The organism is Streptomyces eurythermus (genome assembly GCF_014649115.1).
Taxonomy (GTDB): Bacteria; Actinomycetota; Actinomycetes; order Streptomycetales; family Streptomycetaceae; genus Streptomyces; species Streptomyces eurythermus.
The window spans coordinates 199098-220683 of record NZ_BMSK01000010.1 but is presented as its reverse complement, the minus strand read 5'-3'; the positions used below and the strand labels follow the sequence as shown (position 1 = coordinate 220683).

The following is a 21586-nucleotide window of genomic DNA, read 5'->3' as shown; positions in this document are numbered from 1 at the left end:
CCGAGTGCTCCCTCCAGGGTAAAGGATGGGCAAAGAAGCCTGCGGGTCCCCCTCTCGAGCCCCCTCCGTCTCAGTCCGTGAGCGGCTTCACCCAGCGCCGCCAGTGCTCCTCGGGCCCGTACCCGGCCGCCCTCCACGCGTGGTGCGCGGTCTCGTTGCGGACCAGCACCATCGCGTCCGCGCGCCGCCCGCCGAGCCGTACGAAGCGCTCCTCGGCGGCGGCCAGCAGCGCCGAACCGATGCCCTGCCGCCGCCGCCCAGGGTGCACCGCGAGCCGGTACAGATGGCACCGCCAGCCGTCGAAGCCGGCGATCACCGTGCCCACCAGCTCACCGCCCCGCTCGGCCAGGAGCAGCGCCCCGGGATCGCGGGCCACCAGCCGCTCCACCCCGGCGCGGTCGTCGCTGACGCTCGTGCCCTCGGCGGCCGTCTTCCAGAAGGCGAGCACGGAGTCGAGGTCGGCGGCAACGGCGGCACGTATACGCAGATCGGTCATGCCCCCATCATGATCGGGAACGGCTCGCGGGCCTACGGGGTCCCGTCACGCGGACTCCTCGCGCAGCCGCGCCAGCACCGGCGCGAACGCCTCCATGAACGGCTCCAGCACGGTCAGGTACGAGAACCCGTACCGCTCCCGCTGCGCCCGTACCTTCGCCACCACGTCCTCCAGCGGCCCGGCCAGCACGATGGGCAGGGCCACCGCCTGCTCCAGGGTGAGCCCGGGCTGCCGCTCCAGCAGCGGCCTCAGTGCCGGCTCGGGGTCGTCGGTGACGGCCACCAGCTGGATCAGCAGGTTCAGCTCGGCGGGCGCCGGCCGGTGCCCCGCCAGCGCGCGGTAGCGGGCCACCCGCTCGTCCAGCTCCTCGGCGGTGAGCGGGTCCAGGGTGCCGGGCGTGTCGCCCGGCCGGGCCCCGGTGAAGGCCGCGATGTCCGCGTGAGCGGCGGTCAGCCGCAGCATCCGGTCGCCGTTGGCCCCGATCAGCACCGGCACCCGGGACTGCGCGGGCCGCGGCAGGTGGTCGTCCGAGTCGAGCAGCCGGCCCAGTTCCGTGACCGTCCGCTCCAGGTGGTCCACCCGCTCGCGCGCCGAACCGTACGGCAGCCCGGCCGCCTCGTGCTCCGCCCGCACGTACCCGGTGCCGAGACCGAGTTCGAGCCGGCCGCCGGTCAGCGCGTCCGTGGTCGCCACCTCGCGGGCCAGCAGTGCCGGGTTCCAGAAGCCCGCGTTGAGCACGAACGTGCCGACCCGCGGCCGCTCGGTGGCCTGCGCCGCCGCGACCAGCGCGGGGAACGGCGCGGGCATGCCGAGGTGGTCCGGGACGAGGATCACGTCGTAGCCCAGTTCCTCCGCGCGCCGGCACTTGGCACGCCACTCGCCGGCGGGCGCGGGGTCCAGCAGGTTGACTCCGAAACGGAACGGACGCGACATGAACTCTCCCCGGTCGGTGATCACTTGAGCCGCTCCGATTCCATCACGTCCACCCCGGACCGATCAGTCGCGTTGATCACCGTGGGTACCGGCGCACGGCGGCCGGCCCCCGTGCCACCGTGCGCCCTTGCCACTGCTAGCACCCTGGCGCTAGCGTCGGGGTATGGCGAAGACCCAGCTGAACGTGCGCGTGGACGAGGGCACCGCCCAGGTGGCCCGCGAGCGTGCCCTGGCCCGCGGGATGAGCGTCAACCGCTACATCGAAGAGCTGGTCAGACAGGACGCCGGGGAGGCGGGCCGCACGTTCGTGGAGGCCGCCGCCGACTTCATGAAGCAGTACGAGTCCGTGTTCGCCGAGGAATTCGCCGAAGTCCACGGCACCGGACCGGGGGAAGGCCGCCCCTGACCCGTCCCTCCCCCGAGGCCCCTCCCCGAAGCCGACCCGCCCGAGCCGACGCCCTGAAGCGGATCCCTTGAACGATCTCCGTATCGACCTCGCCTGGCTGCTCATGCTCGCCGAACAGAAGACCCCGGGGGACCCGCAGGTCACCGACTGGGGCGCCCTGGTCGCCGCCGTGGCCCGGCACCGGGCCGAGATATTCGGCGTCCCCGTCTACGCCGACCCGTACGCCCGCGCCGCCTCCCTGCTCCAGCTGCTGATCCACGTCCCCGCGCTGGAACGCGCGAACGCCCTGTTCGCCTCCGCCGTCGCCTACGCCTATCTGATCGCCAGCGGCGAGAAGATCACCACCACCCCCGAACAGGTCCGCGACCTCGCCCGGCTGGTGAAGGACGGCGCGGCCGGCGTCGACGACATCGCGCGCGAACTGCGCCGCTGGAGCGGCTGATCAGCCGCTCCCCACGCGCCCCGCGCGGCAGACGGGAATTGTCAGACAGGCCCTGGCGGCCCACCGTGCTCCAGTCCGCGGGCGCGGGCGGCACCGAGCGGCCCGCCGCGTGCTCGCGCAGCCGCCGGACCAGCTCCGGCAGGTCGTACCCGGGGAAGGAGACCTGGAGCAGGCGCAGCCCGAACCGCGACGGCGACTCCTCGTCGAACATCGCCGCGTCCATCGGCTTGATCTTCACGTCCCACGCGTCCGGGGCCGCCCAGTGCGTCATCCGGACGTAGAAGGCGTCCCGCGGGCCCGCGTTCGCCACGGCCGTCAGGAAGGCCAGACCGCTGTCGACCGGGAAGTCGATGAGCATCCAGCCCCGCCGGGACTCCACATAGGCCGCCATGTACGGCAGCTTCTCCACCCAGCCCGCGTTGCTCTCACCGAGGTCCTGACAGGAGGTGAAGGTCTCGAAACCGCAGGTCCAGATCGCCTCTATCGCCGGTGCGAGCAGCTCGTCGATCCGTGCCTGACGGTCACCCACCCGCACGGGGACCGTGGGGTGGGTGGCGTCGTCGTACGTCATCGCACGAGCACAGGTGCCGCGCCGGCCGCGCCCGCTACGCGGCCTCCCGGGCGCGGAACGCCTCCGCGTCCCAGGTCCCGTCCAGCCGCGGGGCCAGCCAGCCCGGGGCCGCGGCGCGGAACTCGGCGGGCGGCAGGGCCCCCGCCCCGGCGGGCAGCGCGCCGAGCAGCGGGGCGCCCGCCACCTCCGGCAGGTCGGCCACGTTGCAGCGGGTGGCCAGGTCCGGCTCGTCCGGCCAGCTGCCGATCACCACACCGGCCGGCTCCAGCTCCCGGCGGCGCAGCTCGCGGGCCGTCAGCTCCGTGGTGTTGAGCGTGCCGAGCCCGGCCCGCGCGACCACCAGCACCGGCGCGCCCAGCAGCCGGGCCGCGTCGGCCAGCGTGCCGCCGTCCTCGTCGAACCGGACGAGCAGTCCGCCCGCGCCCTCGACCAGCACCAGATCGTGCTCGGTGGCCAGCTTGGCGGCCCGCTCGGCCACCTCCCGGGGACGCACCGGCGCCATCCCGGCCCGCCGGGCCGCCGTGTTCGGTGCCAACGGCTCCGGGAACCGCGCCAGTTCGTCCGTCGTGACCGGCCCCGCGAGCCACGCGACCTCGTCCGCGTCGCCCCGCTCGTCCGGCCGTACGCCCGTCTGAGCGGCCTTGAGCACGGCCACCGACCGCCCGGCCGCGAGTGCCGAGGCGGCGACGGCCGCGGTGGTGACGGTCTTGCCGACCTCCGTGCCCGTGCCCGTGATCACCAGTACCCGCATGTCATCCCTCCCGCGCCGCGGCACACACCGCGCGCGCGATCCGTGCCACGTCCTCGTCCGAGGTGACGTAGGGCGGCATCGTGTAGATCAGGTCGCGGAACGGGCGCAGCCACACACCGGCCCGTACCGCCGCGTCCGTCGCGGCCCGCATGTCCACCGGGTGGTCGAGCTGCACGACACCGATGGCGCCGAGGACGCGGACATCGCGCACCCCGGGAACGTCCCGCGCCGGGGCCAGCCCCTCGCGCAGGCCCGCTTCGATCCGCTTGACCTCGCCGAGCCAGTCCTGGCCGAGCAGCAGCTCGACGGAGGCACAGGCCACGGCCGCCGCCAGCGGGTTGCCCATGAACGTCGGTCCGTGCGCGAGCACCGGCACCTCGCCCCGCGAGATGCCGTCGGCCACCCGGGCGGAGCACAAGGTGGCCGCCAGCGTCAGATAGCCGCCGGTCAGCGCCTTGCCCACACACATCACATCGGGCGCGACGGCCGCGTGATCCGCCGCGAACAGCGCGCCGGTGCGGCCGAAACCGGTGGCGATCTCGTCGAACACCAGCAGCACGTCGTGCGCGTCGCACGCCTCGCGCAGCACCCGCAGATACGTGGGGGAGTGGAAGCGCATCCCGCCCGCGCCCTGCACCACCGGCTCCACGATCACCGCGGCCAGCTCGTCGGCGTGCCGGGCGATCAGCTCCCGCAGGTGCTGCGCGTACGACTCCTCGTACGCGGCGGGCGGCGCGTCCGCGAACAGCTGGCGCGGCAGCACGCCGGTCCACAGCTCGTGCATCCCGCCCTCGGGGTCGCACACCGACATCGGCTGCCAGGTGTCACCGTGGTAGCCGCCCCGCCAGGTCAGCAGCCGCCGCTTGGCCGGCCGGCCGAGCGAACGCCAGTACTGCAGGCACATCTTCACCGCGACCTCGACCGACACGGACCCCGAGTCGGCCAGGAAGACATGCTCCAGCCCCTCCGGTGACAGGTCGACCAGGAGCTTCGCCAGCCGGACGGCGGGCTCGTGCGTGAGCCCGCCGAACATGACATGGCTCATCCGGCCCAGCTGCTCGCGCGCGGCCTCGTTCAGCACCGGGTGGTTGTAGCCGTGGATGGCCGACCACCACGACGACATGCCGTCGACCAGCTCGCCGGAACCGTCCGCGAGCCGCAGCCGGACCCCGCTCGCCGACTCCACGACGAGCGGGTCCACCCGGCCGGGCATCGGGCCGTACGGGTGCCACACATGCCGCCGGTCCAGCTCCAGCAGCTCCGCGACGCCCGGCTCAGGCATTGGGCGCGAGGTCCGTGCCGGCCCCCCGGCGGCGGACGGCGACCAGGTCGGTGCGCGGCTCGGCGACGGCCGGCCCGCCCGCCGTACCGCACACACCGCCGCCCGCGTGCGAACCGCAGCCGCCCTCCGCGTGCGACCCGCAACCCGCCTCCGCGTGCGAGCCGCAGCCGTGCGCGACGTCGGCCCGGTGCGCCGGCAGCGTCACCTCCCCGGCGCCCTCCACCTCGAAACCGGCGTCCGCGATCATCTCCAGGTCGGCCTTGCCGGCCTGGCCCTCGCTGGTCAGGTAGTCGCCGAGGAAGATGGAGTTGGCCAGGTGCAGCGCCAGCGGCTGCAGGGAGCGCAGGTGGACCTCACGGCCGCCCGCGATCCGGACCTCCACGTCCGGGCAGACGAACCGGACCATCGCCAGGATCCGCAGGCAGCGCTGCGGGGTGAGGTTCCACTCCTTGGCCAGCGGGGTGCCCTCGAACGGGATCAGGAAGTTCACCGGCACCGAGTCCGGGTCCAGCTCGCGCAGCGAGAACACCACGTCCACCAGGTCCTCGTCACTCTCGCCCATGCCGGCGATGAGACCCGAGCAGGCGGACAGACCGGCCGCGTGCGCCTTGCGCACCGTGTCCACCCGGTCGGCGTAGGTGTGGGTGGTGGTGATGTCCCCGTAGGTGGACTCCGAGGTGTTGAGGTTGTGGTTGTAGGCGTCCGCGCCCGCCGCGCGCAGCCGCTCGGCCTGGCCGTCGGAGAGCAGGCCGAGGCAGGCGCACACCTCGACGTCCTCGTTCTGCTCCTTGATCGCCTTGATGGTCTCCGAGACCCGGTCCACGTCCCGGTCCGTCGGGCCGCGCCCGCTGGCCACCAGGCACACCCGCTTTGCCCCGCCCGCGAGACCCGCGGCGGCGGCCTGGGACGCCTCGTCCGGCTTGAGCCAGGTGTACTTCAGGATGTCGGCCTTGGAGCCCAGCCGCTGCGAGCAGTACGAGCAGTCCTCGGGGCACAGGCCCGACTTGAGGTTGACCAGATAGTTGAGTTTCACCCGTCGCCCGAACCAGTGCCGGCGCACCTTTCCGGCCGCGGTCACCACGTCGAGCAGGTCGTCATCGGAGGTGGCCAGCACGGCGAGCGCTTCCTCGCGCGTCGGCAGCTCGCGCCGAAGCCCCTTGTCCACCAGCGTGTTCAGCAGGTCCATGAGCGACGATCCTGTCCTACGGGACCGCTCCCGGCCAAGGAGACTTGGCACAACGGAGACGGTTCATCGTGTGGGTATTGCCACACCCTGGGCGGCTGATCATGCCGCTAGGGTCTGTTCGATACCTACAAAAGCACCGGAGGAGCCATGGCGTTCGGCTGGATCGACGAGCAGGCCGAGGCGCGCCGCCGCGCCGGACTCGTGCGCGCCCTGCGCCCCCGCCCCGCCGACTCGTCCCTGCTGGACCTGGCGAGCAACGACTACCTGGGTCTGTCCCGCCATCCCGAGGTCACCGAGGGCGCCGCCGAGGCCGCCCGGCGCTGGGGCGGCGGCTCCACCGGCTCCCGGCTGGTCACCGGCAGCACCGAGCTGCACGCCGAACTGGAACGCGCGCTCGCCGCGTTCTGCGGGTTCGAGGCGGCCCTGGTGTTCTCCTCCGGGTACGCCGCGAACCTGGCCGCGGTCACCACGCTCGGCCCGCACGGCTCGCTGATCGTCTCCGACGCGGGCAACCACGCCTCCCTCATCGACGGCTGCCGGCTCGCCCGGGGCGAGACCCAGGTCGTCGGGCATGCCGACCCCGAGGCCGTGCGCAAGGCCCTGGGCACGCGTCAGGGCGCGGCGATCGTGGTCTCCGACACGGTCTTCTCGGTCGACGGCGACCGGGCACCGCTGGCCGAACTTGCCGCCGCCTGCCGGGAGTACGGCGCGGGGCTGGTGGTGGACGACGCCCACGGCCTCGGCGTGCTGGGCGACGGCGGCCGGGGCGCGCCGTACGCGGCCGGTCTCGCGGGCGCCGGCGACGTGGTGGTCACGGCCACCCTGTCCAAGTCGCTGGGCAGTCAGGGCGGCGTGGTGCTGGGGCCCGCGAGGGTGATCGACCATCTGGTGAACGCGGCCCGGACGTTCATCTTCGACACGGGCCTGGCGCCGGCGGCGGCCGGTGCCGCGCTGGCGGCGCTGCGGCTGCTGGAGCGCGAGCCGCGGCGGGCGGCACGCGCCCGCGAGGTGGCCGCGGAACTGCACGCACGGCTGACCGCCGCGGGTCTGGAGGCGGTACGTCCGGACGCCGCGGTGGTCTCCGTGCGGGCTCCGTCCCCGGAGCGGGCGGTGCGCTGGGCGGCCGACTGCCGCTCGGCGGGTCTGGCCGTGGGCTGTTTCCGTCCTCCTTCCGTGCCCGACGGCATCTCACGGCTGAGACTGACCGCCCGCGCGGACCTCTCCGGGGCCGAGATCGAACGCGCTGTACGCGTCATCGGCGAAACGCGACCATGAGTCGGCGTGACACGGCCGTGAATCGCACGAAATTGATGAAAGGTTGAACGAATCTGATCAGTGTGTGAGTCGGAACGTGGTCAGAGGGCGGTCACAAATCCCGTCCAGCTCTCGGGGGAGAAGAGCAGGGCGGGTCCGGCGGGGTTCTTGGAGTCGCGCACGGCGAGCAGTCCGGCCGCGGGGCCGGAGCGCGGCCGTGCCGTCTCCACGCAGTTGTTCGCGCCCGTGCTGCGGCTGCTGCGCAGCCAGCGCACCTCGTGCAGATCGGTACTGACGGGGACGTTCCGAGGCAGAACTGACATGGTGCCTCCTTACACGCCGTCACCTATCCCGGCGATGTAGTCCAACGAGTCCTCGGGGGAAAGGGCGTGGAACTGAAGGGTGCTGAAGGCCTCGGAGTAGGCCATGAGGTCTTCTTTCCGTTCCAGGTAGAGGCTACTCGTCAACTGGTCGAGAACAACCACGTCCAGATCAGAAGTGCTCGGAAATGAGAAGATAACGAAAGGCCCGGTGAGGCCGATATGCGCCCCCGCCGTGAAGGGCAGCACCTGGAGCCGTACCTGCGGCAGCCGGGCCGCCTCCATCAGCCGCCGGCGCTGCCGGGCCATCACCCCGGGACCGCCCACCTCGCGGCGCAGCACCGCCTCGTCGAGTACGGCGCTCAGCGCCAGCGGCGGATCCGACCGCAGCACGTCCTGCCGGGCCAGACGCACCTCCACCAGGGTGTCCAGACGGTCCTCGTCCAGGTCCTTCACGGCGGCCCGGGTCACCGCGCGGGCGTACTCGGCGGTCTGCAGCAGACCGGGCACCACCGTGGTCTCCAGGGTGCGCATCGCGCTCGCCTGTGACTCCAGGCTGATGAAATCCCGGTACGTGGGCGGCAGTACTCCCCGGTAGGCGTGCCACCAGCGGTGCCGGCCGCTCGTCTCCTCCGACCCCGCCAGTATCAGCAGCAACTCGCGCAGATGCCTGTCCCGCACCCCGTAGGCGTCCAGCAGCAACCGCAGATCGGCCGGTTTCACGCCGCTGGCGCCGGTCTCGATACGGCTCACCTTCGACTGGTGCCAGCCGACGAGCCGGGCCGCCTCACCGCTGGTGAGTCCGGCGCCGGTGCGCAGCGTGCGCAGTTCGGCGCCCAGCTTGCGGCGGCGCACCGCGGGACCGTTCTGCATCGGCTCCTCCTTACTCCGTCCGGACCGCCCCGATACGGTCTCGCGTCGCACGGTTCACCGCTTCGGGCGACAGATATATGCATATCTTGGTGGATCGCCCCCCGTGACCGTCCTGGTGATGGCAGTCTGACGGACAAGCACCAGTCCGGGACCGTACTCGAACCCACCGCCGTATGGCGGGCCGCGGTCCCGTTGGGAAAGGGACGACGTCGCCATGGCAGACCATCTGGAAGCCTCCGTCACTCTGCCGAGCGATCCCGCCTCGGTCTCGGCCGCGCGCTCCTACGTCGTGGGCACCCTCGCGGAGTGGGGCCTGCCCTCGGACACCGAGACGGCCGACACCGTCCGGCTCATCGTGTCCGAGCTCGCTACCAACGCCGTGCAGCACACCTTCGGCCAGTCACCCACCTTCACCGTCGACATCGCGCTGCACCATGACGAACAGTTGCGCATCGGCGTCACGGACAGCCATCCCCGCTTCCCGAAGAGACTGCCCGCCGCGGTCCAGCAGGACAATGGGCGCGGCATGGTGATCATCCGCTGGCTCACCGCGGAGTGCGGCGGCCGGCTCCGGGTCCGCCCGACCAGCGAGGGCGGCAAGACGGTCTCCATCGAACTGCCCTGGTGCCTGCCGACGGCACCGGAGCCTCCGGCGGCCTGACGGAGGGGCGGGCGGCGCCGCTTCCGGCCTGGCGGCCGTGGGGGGGGGCGTCGCGGGTGGAGAGACGGCGTCACGGGGGCGGTGGACGTCTCACGGCCGCGGGGCGCGCGCGAGAGAAGTGAGGGCGAGGGGGCAGTGAGGAAGCGTGCTGCCGGCACACTCGGACCAGTCGCACGGGCCTGCCGGACTGGGGCGACCGAGCCGACGACGCCAACCGGGTACCCGCGGAGGCGCTCCGGCGGTCTGGGAGCCCGCGGGCGGAGGCTCCCCGCCTGTGGTGTACGGCCCCCTGGGCAGCGGTTCGGGAGGCGAAAGCCCTACGGCGGCCGGCCGGGCTGCTACGACCTCCCACCACGTGCCCGGGCCGACCTCGCTGGACACTCGCCCGGTCCGGCCCCCCGTCAGGCAGAGCCACATCGGTGTGCCGGGCAGTCACCCGGACTCTGGATGTCCCCGTGTGCCCGCCCGAGCCGAAGGACGTCCGTGCTCCCGAGCGCTCCCGGCCCGAGCCCGCCGAACCGGGCCTGCAGGCGGCCGGTGGCTCTCCGGCGAGTGATCCGCGTTCGAACGGCCCGTTCGTGCCAGGAGATGGGCGGTGGTGGTCCGGTGAGGTTGCCCTTGTGCGCCGAGAGGCAGCCGCGGCCGTCGGGCGAGCGTCCCGGGTTCCAGCCTGCCCGTCCGTGCGGAGAGGCATCTGTGGCCGTCGGGCGAGTGTTCCGCGTTCGAGTCGCTGCCTGTGCCGGAGGGGTGGTGGTGTCCGGAGAGGATGTTTGGCCGCGCCGAGAGGCAGCAGTGGCCGTCCGGCGAGTGTTCCGAGTCCGAGCCGCCCGTCCGTGCCGGGAGATGGCCGGTGGTGGTTCGGCGAGGCTGCCCTTGTGCGCCGAGAAGCAGCCGCGGCCGTCGGGCGAGCGTCCCGGGTTCCAGCCTGCCCGTCCGTGCCGAGAGGCATCTGTGGCCGTCCGGCGAGTGTCCCGGGTTCGAGCCGCCCGTTCGTGCCGGCAGGCGGCCGGTGGTGGTTCGGCGAGGCAGCCCTCGCGCGCCGGGAGGCAGCCGCGGCCGTCCGGCAAGCGCTGAGGGGCCGAGCTGCCCGCCTGCGCCGGAGGGCGGCCGTGATGGCCCGCCGGGCACTCCGGGCCCAAGCCGCCCGCCCGTGCCGGAGGGCGGCCGTGATGGCCCGCCGGGCACTCCGGGCCCAAGCCGCCCGCCCGCGCCGGGAGGCGGGCGTGGTGGACCGCCGAAGCCCTTCCCCGGCGAGTCTGTCGCCCGTGCCGGAAGGCGGCGCCCCCCCGGCTCCGGTTGCACCTCTTGCCGGCGGCTCCCCGCGCCCCCGCGGGCGGCACCGGCGGTCGTGGTCGGCCCTCAAGGCCCTGCCCGCCCCAGGGCTTCACGCGGGCCGGAGAGGTGCTGTCGGCGCGCGCGGGGGCGGCCCTGTCGCCGGAGCCGCTCCCCGTCGCGCGGGCGGGTCAGCCGATCCGGCCGTACCAGACGCTCTTGGACCAGATCTTCTGGAGCCTCACCACGTCCCCGGTCTTCGGGGCGTGCCAGATCTTGTTGTGGCCGGCGTAGATGCCGACGTGGTAGACGCTGGACCCCGAGTGGAAGAAGACCAGGTCGCCGGCCTTGCGGTTGCGGGCGGAGATGTGGCGCGACTTGTTGTACTGCTGGGCGGCGGTGCGCGGCAGCTTCTTGCCGGCCTTCTTGAACGAGTACAGCGTCAGCCCCGAGCAGTCGAATCTGTTCGGTCCGGTGGCGCCCCACCGGTACGGGGAGCCCTTCTTGGAGGCCGCGACCTTGAGTGCCTTCGACGCGATCGTCGCGGCGGAGGCGTCGGTGGCGAGACCGGGTACCGCGATCGAGCCGCCCACGGCGGCGAGGGTGAGAGCCGAGGCCGTACCGGCCCGGGCCATCAGCGACGGGACTCGATTGAGCGCAGTCATGCGCAACCCTTCGTCAGCCGCCTGTGAAGGATGACCTGTCGGATTCGGGCTGGCGAAGTAGCCCGGCCGCGTTGCCGCGGCTTCACCCCAAGGGCCGCCCGGAACCTCCGCCCCCGCCCGACCTGTGTCGGACGGCTGGACATCCGTTCCGGCGAACCCGCCTTGCTTGGGTCCTCCACTCCTGCCGATCCACTTCCGTCGACCGGTCATCCGGGCGGCGGCAGGACTCGGCGTCCGCCCGGACCGCCCCGCCGCGGTGGCGGGGGCTTGTCGTCAGACAGGGATCTTGGCTCACAACTGTCTGAAAATCCCAACGGAATCGGGGATTTGTGGTGTTCCTCACCACTCACCCGTTCGGGTGGACAGTGCTCTGTTCGAGGCACCGTCAGATCACCGTCGTAGCCCCGGACCTGGGGCGATGTCCTCGCCGGCGATCCATGGACCCGCGCGTCGCGCAACCCGGGAGGCCCGGAAAACGATCGGGATGTACACCGGTCGGCGGTACGTCGTTCGGGCCGTTTGAACTCCGGTCCGAACGACGCGTGTCGACGTATCGGTGCCGCCGGACCGGTCCGGTGTCCGCCTCAGCCGACGTCGTCCGGCGGGAGCGCGACGCGAGCGGCCCGGCGCTCGCCGTCCAGCACCCGCAGCGCCCGTGCCAGCGTGTCCCCGTGCAGCTCCGTCTCGCCCCGCTGGTGCATCAGCGCGAGCGCGTCCCGCAGCTCTGCCGCCTTGCGCACCAGGGCCTGGGCGGCGCGCAGCCCGCCGTAGGTGGGTCCGTGCCGGGCCGGATTGACCCGGCCCAGCAGGTCGACGGCCTCCAGATAACGATCGATCAACTCGCCCTCGGCCCGGGTCAGGGCGGGCAGCGGTGGCAGGTCCGGCAGCATGGGCGGCTCACCTCGCGTCCGGTGCGCCGGGCGTGTCCCGGCGGCTGGGCACGACGCCGTCGACCAGACCGTACGCCAGCGCCCCGGGGGCGTCCAGGATCAGGTCACGCTCCAGGTCCTCGTGGACCTGCGCGGCCGTGCGCCCCGTGTGCCGGACGAGCATCTCCTCCAGGCTGGCGCGGATCCGGGTCAGCTCCTCGGCCTGGAGGAACAGGTCGCTGGGCCGGCCGCGCACCGGCTCGGGCAGGGCCGGCTGTTCGAGCACGACCCGGGCGCCGGGCAGCATGAACCGCTTGCCCGGAGCGCCGGCGGCGAGCAGCACCGCGGCGGACGCGGCGGCCTGCCCCAGGCAGTAGGTCGCCACGTCGCAGCCGACGTAGCGCATCGTGTCGTACACCGCCGCCATGGCGTCGAAGGAACCGCCGGGCGAGTTGATGTACAGCGTGATGTCCCGGTCCGGCGCCTGGTGCTCCAGATACATCAGCTGGGCCGTCACATCGCTTGCCGTCGCATTGTCGACCGGTGCGCCGAGGAAGACGATCCGGTCCTGGAAGAGCCGGGCGTACGGGTCAAGGGTGCGCACGGTGCCCGAGACGCGCTCGGTGAACTCGGGCAGGACGTGCCGGGCGGACGGTCGGTGCATGGACATACGCCTCCTCTGACGAGGCCCCGATGGGCTCGACTTCTGTACAGAATGTACAGGACGTACGTGACGTTAGAATGGGGGCATGGCCTACGAGATTCCGGTGACGCAAGCCAGGGCTGAGCTCGCCGACCTGATCAACCGGGTGGTGTACGGCGGTGAGCGCGTCGTCGTGACCCGGCACGGCAAGCCGCTGGTCGCGCTGGTCTCGGCCGCCGACCTGGAGCGGCTGGACGCGCTGGACGAACCGGGCGAGGAGCGGATCATCAGCTCGGTCTCCGGGGTCCATGACGCCGGTGCGGTGCCGCGCGAGCGGCGGCGCTTCGGGCTGGCGGCCGAGCATCGCCGGCCGGACGCTCCCTGAGCCCGTCCGCCGCCGTCTCTGCGGGAGCCCATAGCACGGTCATGGGCCGGCCAAGGTCTGGTTAACGTCGTTGAAACTCCGGCCCTCTAGCCTGCCCATCCACGCCATCAGGGGTATTTCTGCCCGGGATTGAGAGCGATCCGGGGAATTTGTCTGTGTGTTACACCTATCCCCGTCGCGATGGCTGCGGCAACCGGACCCCGCACGGTCCGGAGCAAGGACAGTGAGGTGGGACGTGCAACTGACCCCGCACGAGCAGGAGAGGCTGCTGATCCATGTGGCGGCCGACGTCGCCGAGAAGCGCAAGGCCCGTGGACTGAAGCTCAATCACCCTGAAGCGGTCGCCCTCATCACGTCGCACGTCCTGGAGGGCGCGCGCGACGGCCGCACCGTCGCCGAGCTGATGTCCTCCGGTCGCAAGGTCCTGACCAGGGACGATGTCATGGACGGCGTCGCCGAGATGATCCATGACGTGCAGGTGGAGGCCACCTTCCCGGACGGCACCAAGCTCGTCACCGTCCACGAGCCGATCATCTGAGGGCGCCGCGATGATTCCCGGAGAGATCCTGTTCGCGGACGAGCCCGTCAGCTTCAACGACGGCCGCGAGGTCACTCGTCTGACGGTGCTCAACGCCGCCGACCGGCCCGTCCAGGTCGGCTCCCACTACCACTTCGCCGAGGCCAACCCCGGCCTGGAGTTCGACCGCGCCGCCGCCCGCGGCCGGCGCCTGAACGTCGCCGCCGGCACCGCCGTCCGCTTCGAACCCGGCATCCCCGTCGAGGTCGGGCTGGTGCCGCTGTCCGGCGCCCGGATCGTGCCCGGACTGCGCGGCGAGACCGGAGGTGCCCTCGATGCCTGAGATCTCCCGCGGCGCCTACGCCGACCTGTTCGGCCCCACCACCGGCGACCGCATCCGGCTCGCCGACACCGATCTGCTGATCGAGATCGAGGAGGACCGCTCCGGCGGCCCCGGCGCCTCCGGCGACGAGGCGGTCTTCGGCGGCGGCAAGGTCATCCGCGAGTCCATGGGCCAGTCCCGCGCCACCCGCGCCGAGGGCGCCCCCGACACCGTGATCACCGGTGCCGTCGTCGTGGACCACTGGGGCATCGTCAAGGCCGACGTCGGCATCCGCGACGGCCGGATCACCGCCCTCGGCAAGGCCGGCAACCCCGACACCATGGACGGCGTCCACCCCGACCTGGTCATCGGCCCGGAGACCGAGATCATCGCGGGCAACGGCCGGATCTTGACCGCCGGCGCCATCGACGCCCATGTCCACTTCATCTGCCCCCAGGTCGCCGACGAGGCACTGGCCTCCGGCATCACCACCCTGGTCGGCGGCGGCACCGGCCCCGCCGAGGGCTCCAAGGCCACCACCGTCACCCCCGGCCCCTGGCACCTGGCCCGGATGCTGGAGGCGATGGAGGCCTACCCGGTCAACGTCGGCTTCCTCGGCAAGGGCAACACCGTCAGCCACGAGGCGATGCTCTCCCAGATCCGCGGCGGCGCCGTCGGACTGAAGCTGCACGAGGACTGGGGCTCCACGCCCGCCGTCATCGACGCCGCGCTCACCGTCGCCGACCGGACCGGCATCCAGGTCGCCATCCACACCGACACCCTGAACGAGGCGGGGTTCGTCGGCGACACCCTCGCAGCGATCGCGGGCCGGGGCATCCACTCGTACCACACCGAGGGTGCCGGCGGCGGCCACGCGCCCGACATCATGACCGTGGTCTCGCAGGCCAACGTCCTGCCCAGCTCCACCAACCCGACCCGGCCCTTCACCGTCAACACCACCGAGGAACACCTCGACATGCTGATGGTGTGCCACCACCTCAACCCGGCCGTCCCCGAGGACCTGGCGTTCGCCGAGTCCCGGATCCGGCCGTCCACCATCGGCGCGGAGGACATCCTCCACGACCTCGGCGCGATCTCGATCATCTCCTCCGACTCCCAGGCCATGGGCCGCGTCGGCGAGGTCGTCCTGCGCACCTGGCAGACCGCGCACGTCATGAAGCGCCGGCGGGGCGCGCTGCCCGGCGACGGCCGCGCCGACAACCACCGGGTACGGCGCTATGTCGCCAAGTACACCATCAACCCCGCGCTCGCCCAGGGCCTGGCCGCCGAGACCGGCTCCGTGGAGAGCGGCAAGCTCGCCGACCTGGTGCTGTGGGAGCCCGCGTTCTTCGGGGTCAAGCCGCTGCTGGTGATCAAGGGCGGGCAGATCGCCTACGCGCAGATGGGCGACGCCAACGCCTCCATCCCCACCCCGCAGCCGATCCTGCCCCGCCCGATGTACGGCGCGATCGGCCGGGCCCCCGCCGCCAACTCGGTCAACTTCGTGTCCGGCCTGGCCCTTGAGGACGGGCTGCCGGAGCGGCTCGGGCTCGGCAAACGGTTCGTGGCGATCGAGTCCACGCGCGCGGTCACCAAGGCCGACATGCGCGAGAACGACGCCCTGCCGGACGTCCGGATCGACCCCGACAGCTTCGCCGTGCACATCGACGGCGAGCTGGTCGAGGCCACCCCGGCCGCCGAACTGCCCATGGCCCAGCGCTACTTCCTCTTCTGACAGGCGTTCTACCCATGACACGGGCAGCACTGCTCGTCCTGGCCGACGGCCGCTTCCCCGCCGGAGGGCACGCGCACTCCGGCGGGGCCGAGGCCGCCGTCAAGGCCGGACGCATCACCGACCCCGCGAGCCTGGAGGAGTTCTGCCGGGGCCGCCTGCACACCGCCGGGCTGGTCGCGGGCGCGCTGGCGGCGGCGGCCGTCCTCGGTGCCGACCCGCGCGAGCTGGACGCGGCGGCCGACGCCCGCACCCCGTCCCCGGCGCTGCGGGCCGCCGCCCGGCGCCTGGGCCGGCAACTGCTGCGGGCCGCGCGGACGACCTGGCCGTGCGCCGAACTGGACGCGCTCGCCCGGGAGTTCCCCAAGGGTGCCCACCAGCCGGTCGTGCTCGGCCTCGCCGCCCGGGCGGCCGGGCTCACGCCCCAGGACGCCGCCCACTGCGCGGTCTACGAGAGCGTGAGCGGCCCGGCGACCGCCACCGTGCGGCTGCTCAGCCTCGACCCGTTCGACGCGACGCGCGTACTGGCCCGGCTGGCGCCCGAGCTGGACCGGGTCGCGGACGCCGCGGTGGAGGCGGCGCGGTCGGTGGCCGCCGAGGGCGTCGACGCGCTCCCGGCGGTGTCGGCCCCGCTGCTGGAGGTCATGGCGCAGGCCCACGCGGCCTGGCCGGTCCGGCTGTTCGCGTCATGACCCCGCCTCCCGGCCCACCCGGCTGAACAGCGACTTCCGCCTCCCCTCGGCCGGTACCTCTCATCCCCCCACCGGTACAAGGCCTCTCGCACAAGGAGCCGTCCATGCACCTCGACCACTCCCACTCCGCCCTCTCCGCCGTCAGCGCGGACGCCCACCGCCCGGACGGGGCCCGCCGCGCCCTGCGGATCGGCCTCGGCGGGCCCGTCGGGTCCGGCAAGACCGCCACCGTAGCCGCCCTGTGCCGGGCACTGCGCGACGAGTTGTCCCTCGCGGTCGTCACCAACGACATCTACACCCGCGAGGACGCCGAGTTCCTGCTCCGGGAGGCCGTGCTGCCGCCCGAGCGGATCACCGCCGTCGAGACGGGCGCCTGCCCGCACACCGCGATCCGCGACGACATCTCCGCCAACCTCGAAGCGGTGGAGGACCTGGAGGACGCGGTCGGCCCGCTGGACCTGATCCTCGTCGAGTCCGGCGGCGACAACCTCACCGCCACCTTCTCCAAGGGGCTCGTGGACGCCCAGATCTTCGTGATCGACGTGGCCGGCGGCGACGACATCCCGCGCAAGGGCGGCCCCGGCGTCACCACCGCCGACCTGCTCGTGGTCAACAAGACCGACCTCGCCCCGTACGTCGGCTCCGACCTCGCCCGGATGGCCGCCGACGCCAAGGCACAGCGCGCCGAACTCCCGGTCGTCTTCCAGTCGTTGCGCGGTGAGACCGGTGTCGCCGACGTGGCCGCGTGGGTGCGGGGGCGGCTCGCCGCGTGGGCGGCATGACCGTCACCGGGGTCCGGGTCCGGGCGAGGGCCCGGATCGTCGCCCGCGCCGACGGGCGCGGCGGTACGGCCCTGCCCGTCCTGGACGGTGAGGGGCCGCTGGCGCCGCGCCGCACCCGGTCCGCCGGGACCTGGGCGAAGGTGGTGCTCGTCGGCGCGATGAGCGGACCGCTCGGCGGCGACCGCTTCACCCTGGACGCCCGGGTGGAGGAGGGCGCCCGGCTGCACGTCGGATCGGCCGCCGCCACCCTCGCCCTGCCGGGCCAGGCCAAGGGCGAGGCCCGGTACGACGTGCGGCTCGACGTGGCCGACGGCGCCGAACTGCGCTGGCTGCCCGAGCAGTTGATCTCCGCCGACGGCAGCGACCTGTACGTCACCACCCGGGCCGAACTCGGCGCCGGCGCCCGGCTCGTGCTGCGCGAGGAGCAGGTGCTGGGGCGGACCGGGGAGCAGCCCGGGCGGCTCACCAGCCGGCTGACCGTACGGGTGGCGGGCCGGACCGTGCTGGACCAGGAGCTGTCCTGCGGACCCGGCGCGCCGGGCGGCTGGGACGGTCCGGCGGTGCTCGCCGGTCATCGGGCGGTGGGCCAGATGGTCGTCGTACGACCGGAGTTCGCGACCGATCCGCCGGCCGCCCGGATGCTCGGCGAGTACGCCGCGCTGGTGCCCCTCGCCGGCCCCGCGGCGCTCGTCAGCGCGGTCGCCCCGGACGCACTGAGCCTGCGCCGGACCCTGGACGACGTACTGACCGGCCTCGACTGACCGTGCCCCGAAGGGGCGCGGGGAACTGCGCGACCAGCCACGACGACGCCCGCGGACGAAAGACGGCACAACCCCGCGCCCTGATCCGACGCTTCGCTCAACGGGACATGATCATCCGGTTATCGGATTGGTAAAGATGACCGGAAAACCCTGTCCTCAGCGTCCTCACAGCCGAGAGGATCCCCGTCTGACCACTCGCATCGAGGTAGGGGGAGGGGCCCACGTGAGGGAAGCCAGACCGAAGAGCCGCCTGCTGGCGCTCGGTTCCGCCGGAGTACTTGTCACCGCCACCCTGATCGCCGGCGCCGTATCGGCGCCCGTCGCCGGGGCCGCGTCCCGGCCGGCGCAGGACCGGGAGGCCAAGGGCGCGGAGATAGCCGCCGCCCGGGCCGCGAAGGCGGGCGTCAAGTGGCAGGACTGCCCGGCCGACTGGGGGCTGGAGAAGCCCATCCAGTGCGGCTGGGTCAGCGTGCCGCTCGACTACGCCCACCCCTACGGCAAGCAGATCAAGCTCGCCGTGGACCGCATCGGCAACACCGGCACCAAGAAGGAGCGCCAGGGCGCGCTCGTCTACAACCCCGGCGGCCCCGGCGGCTCCGGTCTGCGCTTCCCGCGCCGGGTCACCACCAAGAACGCCATCTGGGCGAACGTCGCCAAGGCCTACGACTTCGTCGGCTTCGACCCGCGCGGCGTCGGCCACTCCACGCCCATCTCCTGCGTCGACCCGCAGGAGTTCGTCAAGGCGCCCAAGCTGGACCCGGTGCCCGACAGCGAGGCCGACAAGACCGCGCAGCGAAAGCTCGCCCGCGCGTACGCCGAGGGCTGCGCGAAGCGCAGCGGCGCGATGCTGCCGCACATGACCACCCCCAACACCGCCCGCGACCTGGACGTCATCCGCGCCGCGCTGGGCGAGAAGAAGCTCAACTACCTCGGCGTCTCCTACGGCACCTACCTCGGCGCCGTCTACGGCACCCTCTTCCCGGGCCACCTGCGCCGCATGGTCGTGGACAGCGTCGTCGACCCCTCCCGCGAGAAGATCTGGTACCAGGCCAACCTGGACCAGGACGTCGCCTTCGAGGGCCGCTGGAAGGACTGGCAGGACTGGGTCGCCGCCAACGACGCCGCCTTCCACCTCGGCACCACCCGCGCCGCCGTCCAGGCCAAGTGGCTCCAGCTGCGCGCCACCGCCAAGAAGCACCCCATCGGCGGCGTCGTCGGCCCGGCCGAGCTGACCTCCTTCTTCCAGAGCGCGCCGTACTACGACTCCTCGTGGGTGCCGGTCGCCACGGTCTTCAGCAAGTACGTCGCCGGTGACACCCAGGCGCTGGTCGACGCCGCCGCCCCCGACCTGTCGGACACCGCGGGCAACATCGCCTCCGAGAACGGCAACGCCGTCTACACCGCCGTCGAGTGCGCCGACGCCAAGTGGCCCACCAGCTGGCAGAAGTGGAACCGGGACAACACCCGGCTGCACCAGGACCACCCCTTCCTGACCTGGTCCAACGCCTGGATGAACCTGCCGTGCGCCACCTGGCCGGCCAAGCAGCACACCCCGGTCGACGTCAAGACCCACAAGGGCCTGCCGAAGGTGCTGATCGTGCAGTCCACCCGGGACGCCGCCACCCCGTACGGCGGTGCCGTCGAACTGCACAAGCGCTTCCAGGGCTCCCGTCTGATCACCGAGAAGAACGCGGGCTCCCACGGCGTGACCGGCCTGGTCAACCCGTGCGTCAACCAGCGCGTCGACGCCTACCTGCTCAAGGGCGCGCTGGACGGCAAGGACGTGACCTGCGCCCCGCACGCCACGCCCAAGCCGTAACCGCACCACCACGCTGACCAGGGGCGGCCGGACCATCCGGCCGCCCCTCGGCTATGCCGCGCACCAGGCGTCCTCCGCCGCGTAGTCGAACAGGTCCGGGTACGCCCGCTCGAGCAGCGGAAACGCCTCCCGCCAGTCCCTCCCGCGCACGCGCGCGGCGAGCCACTCCACCGTCTCGGGCAGGCTGTCCGCGTACGACACCACCGGCCGGTAGCCCAGCTCCCGCCGTGCGGCGGACATGTCGAACACCACCGGCAGCGGCACCGACCAGGGCGTGCGGCCCACCGAGCCCTCCGGCGGACCGTCCAGACACACCGTCCGCGTCTCGGCCCCCATCACCGCGTCCACCGCCGCGCCGATCTCCGCGGCCGTCGGCGCCTCGGCGTCACAGGCGTTGAGCACCCGCGAACCCGGCCGGTGCGCCGCCAGCCGCACCAGCTCGGCGATGGTCCGGGTGCTCGACGGATGGAACCGGCTCTCGCCCCGGTACGCCAGCACCCGCCGCGTCCGGCCGTCCAGGTTCCGCTTGACGAAGTACAGCTCGCGCGGCAGCGGGCTGAACGGCCCGTGCACCGCGCCCGCCCGCAACACCGTGACCGGCAACGTGTCACCGGCGGCGAGCAGTACCGCCTCCAGCGCGGCCTTGCGGCTGCTGTAGGTGCCCTCGCCCGGCGCGACCGTCGGCTGGGTCTCGGGGACCGGCACCGGGTAGACCGGGAAGCCGTCCGGCTCGCCCTGCGTGTCGAAGCCCCGCCCGGCGCCGTCCTCGTACACGGACACACTGGAGATCACCACCGCCGAGCCGATCCGGTCCGCGAGTGACGTCAACTGCCGGGCGTGCCCGGCGTCATAGGCGACCACGTCGACCAGCAGCTCACAGCCGTCGCCCACCAGCGCGGCCAGGGCGTCGCCGTCCGCGCGGTCCAGCCGGGCCGTGCGCACCCCCTCGTCCCAGTCCGCGTCCCGGCCACCGCCGCGCGAGACCGCCGTCACCGCCCAGCCGTCCCGGGCCAGCGCGTCCACCACCGGACGGCCGATCTGCCCGGCCGCCCCGATCACCACCGCTTTCCTCATACGGTGAGCCTAGGCACGCCCGCCGTCCTGGTCGCGGATCTTCTGCCGACGGCAGAGGTCAGCCGAGCGGCGTCCGGCGCGGTACGCGCTCCCCGGCGGCCTGCCGCTCCTTGACGACGGCCGCGTACTCGTCGACGTACTCCTGTCCGGACAGGGTCAGGATCGCGTAGACGATCTCGTCGGTGACCGCCCGCAGCACCGCCTTCTCCCGCTCCATGCCCGCGTAGCGGGAGAAGTCCAGCGGCTCGCCGAAGCGGATCGTCACCGGGTGGATCCTCGGGACGACCCGGCCGGGCGGCTGGGCCTCGAACGTGCCGATCATCGCGCAGGGCACCACCGGCACCCCCGCCGTCAGCGCGAGCACGGCTACCCCGACCTTGCCCTTGTACAGCCTGCCGTCGTGCGACCGCGTGCCCTCCGGATAGATGCCGAGCAACTCGCCCCGGCGCAGCACCCCGAGGCCCTCGCGGATCGCCGCCTGCCCCGCCTCCTTCCCGGAGCGGTCCACGGGGATCTGCCCGGCGCCGCGGAAGAAGAACGCGGTGAGCCGGCCCTTCAGTCCCGGACCGGTGAAGTACTCGGCCTTGGCGAGGAAGGTGATGCGGCGCTTCAGTACCGTCGGCATCAGAAAGTGGTCGGAGAACGACAGGTGATTGCCCGCGATGATCGCCGGACCCGACGCGGGCACCTTCTCCAGCCCCTCGATCCGGGGCCGGAAGACCAGCCTGAGCAGCGGGCCCAGCAGTACGTACTTGAGGACGTAATAGAACACGGCTCGCCTCACTCCGTCGGGCCGGCGGCGGACCGTCGGCGGTGCGGCACGCGGACCGCGACCGCCGGCCCGGGCGCCCCTGCCATCATCCGCTGCCCGGTTCCCC

25 protein-coding genes and 1 riboswitch are annotated in these 21586 nt (G+C 72.9%); of the genes, 12 read left to right on the top strand and 13 right to left on the bottom strand.

The window, feature by feature from the left end; genetic code table 11:
- Positions 1-70: 70 nt before the first annotated feature.
- The gene (locus tag IE251_RS20835; protein ID WP_189754497.1) at positions 71-496 is read right to left on the bottom strand and encodes a GNAT family N-acetyltransferase; all 426 of its coding nucleotides are present in this window, start codon (positions 494-496) and stop codon (positions 71-73) included.
- A 45-nt stretch (positions 497-541) separates the two neighbouring features.
- Positions 542-1429, bottom strand: coding sequence for an LLM class F420-dependent oxidoreductase (locus IE251_RS20830; RefSeq protein WP_189754496.1), 888 nt, complete (start codon positions 1427-1429; stop codon positions 542-544).
- 163 nt (positions 1430-1592) lie between these two features.
- On the opposite strand from IE251_RS20830, the gene IE251_RS20825 reads away from it, so the two are divergent.
- Positions 1593-1835: a hypothetical protein gene (locus tag IE251_RS20825; protein ID WP_030775139.1), complete on the top strand. Its 243-nt coding sequence runs from the start codon at positions 1593-1595 to the stop codon at positions 1833-1835.
- A 67-nt stretch (positions 1836-1902) separates the two neighbouring features.
- On the top strand, positions 1903-2277 hold the full coding sequence (locus tag IE251_RS20820) for a fic family toxin-antitoxin system, toxin component (protein WP_189754495.1): 375 nt from the start codon (positions 1903-1905) through the stop codon (positions 2275-2277).
- Here IE251_RS20820 and IE251_RS20815 read toward each other — a convergent pair.
- From IE251_RS20815 to bioB, 4 genes are read right to left on the bottom strand one after another with little or no spacing between them, the layout of a single operon-like run.
- Complete coding sequence (locus IE251_RS20815) at positions 2174-2848, bottom strand: hypothetical protein (protein WP_189754494.1); 675 nt, start codon at positions 2846-2848, stop codon at positions 2174-2176. The two genes, IE251_RS20820 and IE251_RS20815, sit on opposite strands and share 104 nt — an antisense overlap.
- Positions 2849-2882: 34 nt before the next feature.
- Positions 2883-3599 (bottom strand): dethiobiotin synthase, encoded by a 717-nt coding sequence (gene bioD, locus IE251_RS20810; RefSeq protein WP_030775146.1) that lies wholly within the window; start codon positions 3597-3599, stop codon positions 2883-2885.
- Position 3600: 1 nt separating this feature from the next.
- Positions 3601-4881 (bottom strand): adenosylmethionine--8-amino-7-oxononanoate transaminase, encoded by a 1281-nt coding sequence (locus tag IE251_RS20805; protein ID WP_189754493.1) that lies wholly within the window; start codon positions 4879-4881, stop codon positions 3601-3603.
- Entirely contained in the window at positions 4874-6067 is a 1194-nt protein-coding gene (gene bioB, locus IE251_RS20800; protein WP_189754492.1) for a biotin synthase BioB, read from the bottom strand. The genes IE251_RS20805 and bioB overlap by 8 nt, the downstream gene beginning before the upstream one ends.
- Before the next feature lie 147 nt (positions 6068-6214).
- Here bioB and IE251_RS20795 point away from each other — a divergent pair, with 147 nt between their 5' ends.
- The gene (locus IE251_RS20795; protein ID WP_189754491.1) at positions 6215-7342 is read left to right on the top strand and encodes an 8-amino-7-oxononanoate synthase; all 1128 of its coding nucleotides are present in this window, start codon (positions 6215-6217) and stop codon (positions 7340-7342) included.
- Positions 7343-7422: 80 nt separating this feature from the next.
- On the opposite strand, the gene IE251_RS20790 is transcribed toward IE251_RS20795, so the two are convergent.
- Complete coding sequence (locus IE251_RS20790; RefSeq protein WP_189754490.1) at positions 7423-7644, bottom strand: DUF397 domain-containing protein; 222 nt, start codon at positions 7642-7644, stop codon at positions 7423-7425.
- Between the two features lie 9 nt (positions 7645-7653).
- Positions 7654-8514 carry a helix-turn-helix domain-containing protein gene (locus IE251_RS20785; protein WP_189754489.1) on the bottom strand — a complete coding sequence of 287 codons (861 nt, stop codon included), beginning with the start codon at positions 8512-8514 and terminating at the stop codon, positions 7654-7656.
- 214 nt (positions 8515-8728) lie between these two features.
- Here IE251_RS20785 and IE251_RS20780 point away from each other — a divergent pair, with 214 nt between their 5' ends.
- Positions 8729-9175: an ATP-binding protein gene (locus IE251_RS20780; RefSeq protein ID WP_189754488.1), complete on the top strand. Its 447-nt coding sequence runs from the start codon at positions 8729-8731 to the stop codon at positions 9173-9175.
- Between the two features lie 1463 nt (positions 9176-10638).
- On the opposite strand, the gene IE251_RS20775 is transcribed toward IE251_RS20780, so the two are convergent.
- The 3 genes from IE251_RS20775 to IE251_RS20765 form a co-directional block, all read right to left on the bottom strand.
- A complete protein-coding gene (locus IE251_RS20775) occupies positions 10639-11112 on the bottom strand; it encodes a C40 family peptidase (RefSeq protein ID WP_189754487.1) in 474 nt (157 codons plus the stop codon).
- Between the two features lie 3 nt (positions 11113-11115).
- Positions 11116-11256, bottom strand: a riboswitch (cyclic di-AMP (ydaO/yuaA leader).
- Between the two features lie 440 nt (positions 11257-11696).
- Positions 11697-12002 (bottom strand): hypothetical protein, encoded by a 306-nt coding sequence (locus IE251_RS20770; protein ID WP_030775161.1) that lies wholly within the window; start codon positions 12000-12002, stop codon positions 11697-11699.
- Between the two features lie 7 nt (positions 12003-12009).
- Positions 12010-12645 carry an ATP-dependent Clp protease proteolytic subunit gene (locus tag IE251_RS20765; RefSeq protein WP_189754486.1) on the bottom strand — a complete coding sequence of 212 codons (636 nt, stop codon included), beginning with the start codon at positions 12643-12645 and terminating at the stop codon, positions 12010-12012.
- An 85-nt stretch (positions 12646-12730) separates the two neighbouring features.
- Between IE251_RS20765 and IE251_RS20760 the strand changes: the two genes are divergently transcribed.
- The 8 genes from IE251_RS20760 to IE251_RS20725 all read left to right on the top strand — a co-directional run bounded on the left by IE251_RS20760 (position 12731) and on the right by IE251_RS20725 (position 19634).
- The gene (locus tag IE251_RS20760; RefSeq protein ID WP_189754485.1) at positions 12731-13009 is read left to right on the top strand and encodes a type II toxin-antitoxin system Phd/YefM family antitoxin; all 279 of its coding nucleotides are present in this window, start codon (positions 12731-12733) and stop codon (positions 13007-13009) included.
- A 235-nt stretch (positions 13010-13244) separates the two neighbouring features.
- Complete coding sequence (locus IE251_RS20755) at positions 13245-13547, top strand: urease subunit gamma (protein ID WP_030775167.1); 303 nt, start codon at positions 13245-13247, stop codon at positions 13545-13547.
- 10 nt (positions 13548-13557) lie between these two features.
- Complete coding sequence (locus IE251_RS20750) at positions 13558-13869, top strand: urease subunit beta (RefSeq protein WP_189754484.1); 312 nt, start codon at positions 13558-13560, stop codon at positions 13867-13869.
- Complete coding sequence (locus tag IE251_RS20745) at positions 13862-15583, top strand: urease subunit alpha (RefSeq protein WP_030775172.1); 1722 nt, start codon at positions 13862-13864, stop codon at positions 15581-15583. Before IE251_RS20750 ends, IE251_RS20745 begins: the two co-directional genes overlap by 8 nt.
- 14 nt (positions 15584-15597) lie before the next feature.
- Positions 15598-16272: an urease accessory protein UreF gene (locus tag IE251_RS20740; protein WP_189754483.1), complete on the top strand. Its 675-nt coding sequence runs from the start codon at positions 15598-15600 to the stop codon at positions 16270-16272.
- Positions 16273-16376: 104 nt separating this feature from the next.
- On the top strand, positions 16377-17054 hold the full coding sequence (gene ureG, locus IE251_RS20735; protein WP_189754482.1) for an urease accessory protein UreG: 678 nt from the start codon (positions 16377-16379) through the stop codon (positions 17052-17054).
- Positions 17051-17815: an urease accessory protein UreD gene (locus IE251_RS20730; RefSeq protein WP_189754481.1), complete on the top strand. Its 765-nt coding sequence runs from the start codon at positions 17051-17053 to the stop codon at positions 17813-17815. Before ureG ends, IE251_RS20730 begins: the two co-directional genes overlap by 4 nt.
- Positions 17816-18038: 223 nt before the next feature.
- Positions 18039-19634 carry an alpha/beta hydrolase gene (locus tag IE251_RS20725; protein ID WP_189754480.1) on the top strand — a complete coding sequence of 532 codons (1596 nt, stop codon included), beginning with the start codon at positions 18039-18041 and terminating at the stop codon, positions 19632-19634.
- A 51-nt stretch (positions 19635-19685) separates the two neighbouring features.
- Here the strand turns inward: IE251_RS20725 and IE251_RS20720 are convergent, their stop codons facing one another.
- Both IE251_RS20720 and IE251_RS20715 read right to left on the bottom strand, forming a co-directional pair.
- On the bottom strand, positions 19686-20708 hold the full coding sequence (locus tag IE251_RS20720) for an NAD-dependent epimerase/dehydratase family protein (protein ID WP_229896865.1): 1023 nt from the start codon (positions 20706-20708) through the stop codon (positions 19686-19688).
- Positions 20709-20766: 58 nt separating this feature from the next.
- The gene (locus tag IE251_RS20715; protein WP_189754479.1) at positions 20767-21480 is read right to left on the bottom strand and encodes a lysophospholipid acyltransferase family protein; all 714 of its coding nucleotides are present in this window, start codon (positions 21478-21480) and stop codon (positions 20767-20769) included.
- Between the last annotated feature and the right edge of the window lie 106 nt (positions 21481-21586).